The sequence below is a fragment of the candidate division KSB1 bacterium genome, from assembly GCA_022562085.1.
Taxonomy (GTDB): domain Bacteria; phylum Zhuqueibacterota; class Zhuqueibacteria; order Oceanimicrobiales; family Oceanimicrobiaceae; genus Oceanimicrobium.
Window position 1 is genome coordinate 1 of sequence record JADFPY010000306.1, and the last position, 5,640, is coordinate 5,640.

Sequence of the window (5,640 nt, forward strand, 5' to 3'; positions counted from 1 at the left end):
AAAAAGAGTCCTTTCTTCGTTAATAAAAGTGGGTAGCCATTTTGTTTCTAAGAGCGTTTCGACTCTGCTCATTTCAACCGTTTCTCCCTTATTCCAAAACGCGTATAACGATACTTCTACTGGGTCACACCGAATAACTGCTTATACTCGTTTAAAGGTTATTGTGATTTGGGTTTGATTGATTTGTGATGATCATCACTGCGGTATAAGGCAAGGCCTGTGCCAAAGGAGAGACGGTAAACTTAGCCTCTTGTAAAACAAGGCCTTAAGAGATCGGTGGACTGTTTAACGGAGGAAGGAAGGTTCAGGGTCAATCTATGGAATATCGTGGAACTACGGAATATCAAGGAAAACACTCGCGGTTGAATCGGGGTCTCGATTTGATTATTTCCGCAATGACCCCGAGTTCTATGGATGTATTTGATTGTGACGATATACTCTATCTTTATAATTGTACCCTTTAAAACCATATCTGCTGTTATCAAATCCTTCATATTCGTAAACTTTATAGCCGTATTCATTGTGACCGTATCCACTGCTGCCATAGCCAACTTGAGTGGGTCCCCTCTGACCATCATAATCTGCTTTGACAAAACTAACACGCGGCGAACAACCCACGAACACTGTCATCAGGACAAAACCAATAAGTAATTTTATATTTTTCATGTTTTTAAAAACTCCTGTTTGTATTCAATCTGTTTAACTGTGGTTTTATAAAAGATGCCATGTCAGAGCAATCGACATGGCATCTTTATAACCAAAACCCCTGTTAGCTCGACACCGGGATCGCTTCACTTGACTTTACGCTATTCCCTTTGACGAACAGGTAAAGCAGAACCAGCAACAGGGTCACTGGAAATTGCATGCCACCCATAGGATGCGTTTCAGTCGCCTTAAAATGCCATTGTCCCCAGTGCACCATCTGAATCGCACCCAGCATTACGGGCATAAGGATAAGGGCTCCAATACGCGTCATCCAATCTTTGAGGAATCCTCCAAAAAGGATAAGCGCTCCACCTACCGTCTCTGCGGAAGCCACTATGAAAAGCATTACAATCGGCATGTTCAGCATATTTGCCATTGGAGCTAAATTTTGGAATTTGCCTAATCCGTGATAAATAAAAACACTTGCTATGGCTCCACGCAACAACCAATGTCCATGCTGTGATAGTTTTGTTAAAGAATTCATAATGTATCTCCTTTTTATTTTGTTATGTTTTACTTCAGAATTTAACATTAATTATAGTTGTGTCTTTTTTTCAATTTTTCTCGCCATTCTGAATTAGGCCGTTGAGTTTGTTAGTTAATTCAGACTTAGGTGCCACACCTAGCACTTGATCGACTACCTGACCATCTTTGAAGAGTAGTATCGCCGGGATAGAACGGATGCCATATTGTCCAGCGATTTTGCCATTAGCATCGACGTCTAATTTCCCAACCTTGGCACGTCCTTCAAAATCTGCAGCCACTTCTTCAATAGCAGGTGCGACCATGTGGCAGGGTCCGCACCAATCGGCCCAAAAATCCACCAGAACCGGCTGGGAATTTTCAAGTACTTCTTTTTGAAAGTTAGCATCGGTTAGCGTAGTCTGTTTTTTGTCCGACGTCATTTTTGATTCTCCTTTCTTTAATTTGGAAGTCACTTCTGTCGAAGCTGACCTCTTATTTTGATGTTAATAAATTAGTTGTACCCACACTTCTATTCTCGGGTGGGAATTTTTCCAAAATGTGCTTTACTGCCTCATTGATTTTATCTTCTTTTATGATACCGCTGTCATCAATCTCATCAATATAGACGCCACGCCAGAGCAATTCATTTGACGCCGGGTCAATAAAGTCTAAGATTAGGGTAGCCTCTTTGTATTGGTAACCATACAGCCCACCGTTGCCATAGTATCCCGACCCATAACCAAAGCCGTAATATCTCGACCGGTAACCAAACCTATAATACCCGGGCCGGTAACCATCCATGTCCATATCCATACCCATACCCGAATCTATCAGACCTTACATCAACTTTGTCCTCGACCTCAACAGAGTAAGCAATCAAAAAGTCGGGACTGTTGGCTTGCTTCGACAGATTCTTAGCGACCAATTCTGCCTCAACTGCTTTTCTCAGTCGTTTTTCGAAAAGCGAGTTTTTTGCAAGACCATTTGAACCGGAGTATTCAGATTCAGATTTCCAATCAAAAGTTTTTAACCTGGCGAAATTAATTTCGCGATCGTAGTCTGATCTGACCAGTCTCCCGGAACAACTTATTAGTCCTGTTACCAGAACCAAACCTAAGACCAATTTTGTATTTTTCATAACTTGTCTCTCCTTTGTTAAGTTCGCCGTGCTTTAATTCAAGCTTCGTGCCAAAAAAGAAAAAGCCATTTGGAGGGTGTTCCAAATGGCTAATTATATTGAAATTAACTAAATTGAAAATGTTTTTGACGAACAGTGGAGAGAAGGTGGGAATTCCCAATATTTTGGGAGTTTTACGAAATAATGGGGACGTTACGCCTTGCGTTGGATGCTGAGTTTTTTCATCCGTGCTTCCAAGGTGGTGGGTTTTAAGCCCAGGACCTTTGCTGCGCCGCTTTCGCCGCTTACACGCCAGCGAGCCAACTCCAGGACCTCAAGGATATGCTCCCGCTCAAGCTCTGCCAGAGTGGAGATGTGTGATGCCTTAGAAGAGATAACTGTCTTCGAAAGCCAATCCTCTAATTTGAGCTGTTTTCCCGTACTGATAATGACGGCTCGTTCAATGATGTTTTCTACCTCCCGCACGTTACCCGGCCAATGATACCCCTGTAAAGCAGCCATCACTTTCTGTGGAACGGTTTCTATTTTTTTCCCGGTCCTGGCCGTAAACTTCCTGATAAAATGTCTTACTAAAATTGGAATGTCTTCCTTGCGTTCGCGCAGCGGGGGACTCTGAATGGGAAAGACATTTAATCGGTAATAGAGATCTTCACGGAAACTTCCATCCTCAACCGCTTTTTCCAAATCACGGTTGGTGGCCGATATGATGCGAACGTCCACTTTAGTGGTTTGCGGATTTCCCAAGCGCTCGAATTCCCCCTCTTGTAAAACGCGCAGGAGTTTCGACTGCAGCTCCAGCGACAGGTCGCCGATTTCGTCCAGAAAAATCGTGCCGCCATCTGCCAATTCAAAGCGGCCGATTTTGCGTTTGAAAGCGCCAGTGAACGCTCCTTTTTCATGGCCGAATAGTTCGCTTTCAATGAGGTTTGCCGGTAAGGCCGCACAATTAACTTTGACCAGCGGTCGGTCTCTACGGTCACTGAGGTTATGAACGGCACGGGCAAGCAATTCCTTGCCAGTGCCTGTTTCTCCCAGAATCAGGACTGTTGAATCTGTGGAGGCGACTTGTTCGACTTTCCGCAAAACTTTTTTAAGCGCCGCGCTTGCTCCAATGATTTCCTCGAAGTTATGGACAACCTTAATTTCTTCTTGTAAGTAAATGTTTTCTGCCTGAAGGCGGTTTTTTAATTGCTCTACCTCAACAAGTGCTTTACTAAGAGCCTTTTCGGCTCGTTTGCGTTCGGTGATGTCAAGTGCATAGACATTGACGTAACCGGCGTCGACAATCGGTGAGAACAAGATCGAGAATATTTGCTCCCCGCAGATAACTTCTACTTCTTCGCTTGTCCCGGATTTAAAGATGTGCGATATCTGGTCGCGCAATTCGTCCGGTAAAAAACAATCATCCCTACATTTCCAGGTTTTACGCAATGGTGAACTGCCTTCGTTTGCGTAAATGACTTCACCATCTTTCGTAATTCGCATGATCGGATTTGGGTTTTCGGCTGGGAATTTTGCTAAGCTCTCGATCTCTTCTTCGGTCCGTTTGCGCTCGGTGATATCTCGAAACGTCACGACTGCACCTTCCAATCTGTCTTGTTCGTCGCGAATCGGTGTGCTGGTATACTCCACTGGAAAGCTGGTGCCGTCTTTCCTCCAAAAAACCTCGTTGTCCACGCGATGAATTATCCCATCTTTGAAAGTCGCATAGATAGGGCATTCTTCCTTGGGGTAGGGCTTGCCGTCTGGCCTCGTGTGGTGAATGACGGCATGTTGCGGTTTACCGTGCAGTTCTTCCGGTAACCAGCCTAGCATCCGGGCCGCTGCTGGATTCACAAATGTGGTAAGCCCGTTCCGATCTAGACCGTAAATTCCTTCACCTGCAGAATTCAGGATGAGATCGTTCTGCCGCAGGAGCTGTGTTAGTGCCTCCTCCGCCGCCCGGCGCTGATTTTTTGCCTTTTTTAGGTCAGCTAACTGCTTTTGCAAATCTGTCAGTTCTTTAAGGGGTTGTTCTTTGGTTTTTTCTTGAGCTTTCATTTACAGCTCCAAAAATCTCTTATTGAATTGAAAAAGATTCCTGTAATGACTGGCCAAAACAACAGTCACAAACCCCGATTTTGAGGGTGTTGTTAAGTTGTTCTTGATTGATTTTTAAAAGTCCTTTTGCGATCACGTCTACCGTCAAGCCAGGAACTCCACCTACACGCAACACTCGGTACGGGTGGCTGGCCGAACCTTGCCCGACAGAGACTTACACTCTATAAGAAGCACCAAGCTTCGCTTGCGCGCTAACGCGATTATCACGCGCAAAAGGTTTAAGAGCACTGTGGCTGAGAATGCAAAATGAACTTCGTGAGAGCACAGGCACTCTCAAAAAACCGGCGCCCTTTTGTCGCGTGCATGAAAAGTTAGCCTCAAGCCCGATTTACTTCTACATGAGGTTATCGCCTCGTGGATTTCTACTTGAGCAACATGAGTTTCTTTGTATGCGTATACTTGCCCGCCTTAATTCGATAGAAATAAATACCGCTCGGTAAACCAGTAGCATTGAAGACAACTTTATAACTCCCGGGCGTAAGCATATCATCCACGAGCCTGGCAACTTCTCTTCCGGTAATATCGAATACCTTTAGTTTGACCGGTGAACGCTTCTCAAGAGCAAACTCAATAGTCGTGGATGGATTAAAAGGATTCGGATAATTCTGTTCCAGCACAAAAGAAGATGGTCTGGCGGAGGCGACTTCCTCGACCTTTGTTGTGGATGCGAGACTACGAAATACGCCGGCGCCGGAAGTGCCGGCAAAAATGTGCCCGGTGCTGTTGGTGGCAAGAGCACTGACATTAGAGTTGGTCAAGCCGGTATTGATTTCGTTCCAGTTGTCTCCGTTATCGGTGGAGCGAAAGACGCCGCCAGACGTTCCGGCAAAAATCTCTCCCAGGCTGTTTATGGCAAGAGCTGCCACCCGGGTACTCGTCAAGCCGGTATTCATTTGATTCCAGTTATTTCCATTATCAGTGGAACGAAACACACCACGGTTGGACCCGGCAAAAACGTCACCGCCGCTATTGATGGCAAGAGTGCCAACAGCAGTATTTGTTGGCAAGCCGGCATTGATTTCCAGCCAGTTATCTCCGTTGTCGGTAGAGCGAAACAAGCCGCCAGCGGTTCCAGCAAAAATATGGTCGTTGCTATTGATGGCAAGAGCACGAATATCCGTATTAGCCAGGCCGGTATTGATTTCGCTCCAGTTATCGCCGTTGTCGGTGGAGCGAAACACGCCGCCGGCAGTCCCGGCAAAAATATCGCCGCTGCTATTTATGGCAACAGC

At 45.4% G+C, this 5,640-nt stretch carries 7 protein-coding genes; all 7 read right to left on the bottom strand.

Translation table 11 applies throughout. The annotated features are described in order from the left end of the window. Window positions 1–408 precede the first annotated feature (408 nt). Window positions 409–666: a hypothetical protein gene (locus IH879_18755; protein ID MCH7676966.1), complete on the bottom strand. Its 258-nt coding sequence runs from the start codon at window positions 664–666 to the stop codon at window positions 409–411. A gap of 103 nt (window positions 667–769) precedes the next feature. Beyond that, window positions 770–1,189 (bottom strand): DoxX family protein, encoded by a 420-nt coding sequence (locus IH879_18760; protein MCH7676967.1) that lies wholly within the window; start codon window positions 1,187–1,189, stop codon window positions 770–772. Window positions 1,190–1,259: 70 nt separating this feature from the next. Next, the gene (trxA, locus tag IH879_18765; GenBank protein ID MCH7676968.1) at window positions 1,260–1,610 is read right to left on the bottom strand and encodes a thioredoxin; all 351 of its coding nucleotides are present in this window, start codon (window positions 1,608–1,610) and stop codon (window positions 1,260–1,262) included. A 52-nt stretch (window positions 1,611–1,662) separates the two neighbouring features. After that, window positions 1,663–1,971: a DUF4136 domain-containing protein gene (locus tag IH879_18770; GenBank protein ID MCH7676969.1), complete on the bottom strand. Its 309-nt coding sequence runs from the start codon at window positions 1,969–1,971 to the stop codon at window positions 1,663–1,665. After that, a complete protein-coding gene (locus tag IH879_18775; GenBank protein ID MCH7676970.1) occupies window positions 1,943–2,308 on the bottom strand; it encodes a DUF4136 domain-containing protein in 366 nt (121 codons plus the stop codon). Before IH879_18775 ends, IH879_18770 begins: the two co-directional genes overlap by 29 nt. Window positions 2,309–2,500: 192 nt before the next feature. Beyond that, window positions 2,501–4,348, bottom strand: a complete 1,848-nt coding sequence (locus IH879_18780; protein ID MCH7676971.1) for a sigma 54-interacting transcriptional regulator — start codon at window positions 4,346–4,348, stop codon at window positions 2,501–2,503. A gap of 422 nt (window positions 4,349–4,770) precedes the next feature. Continuing rightward, on the bottom strand, window positions 4,771–5,640 hold an 870-nt coding region (locus IH879_18785), incomplete at its 5' end, for a T9SS type A sorting domain-containing protein (protein ID MCH7676972.1).

What these genes read in the sequence shown, in the direction of transcription:
- IH879_18775 (MCH7676970.1), bottom strand. Translation starts at nt 2,308, where the DNA reads ATGAAAAATACAAAATTGGTCTTAGGTTTGGTTCTGGTAACAGGACTA.
- IH879_18780 (MCH7676971.1), bottom strand. Translation starts at nt 4,348, where the DNA reads ATGAAAGCTCAAGAAAAAACCAAAGAACAACCCCTTAAAGAACTGACA.
- trxA (MCH7676968.1), bottom strand. Translation starts at nt 1,610, where the DNA reads ATGACGTCGGACAAAAAACAGACTACGCTAACCGATGCTAACTTTCAA.
- IH879_18760 (MCH7676967.1), bottom strand. Translation starts at nt 1,189, where the DNA reads ATGAATTCTTTAACAAAACTATCACAGCATGGACATTGGTTGTTGCGT.
- IH879_18770 (MCH7676969.1), bottom strand. Translation starts at nt 1,971, where the DNA reads ATGGATGGTTACCGGCCCGGGTATTATAGGTTTGGTTACCGGTCGAGA.
- IH879_18755 (MCH7676966.1), bottom strand. Translation starts at nt 666, where the DNA reads ATGAAAAATATAAAATTACTTATTGGTTTTGTCCTGATGACAGTGTTC.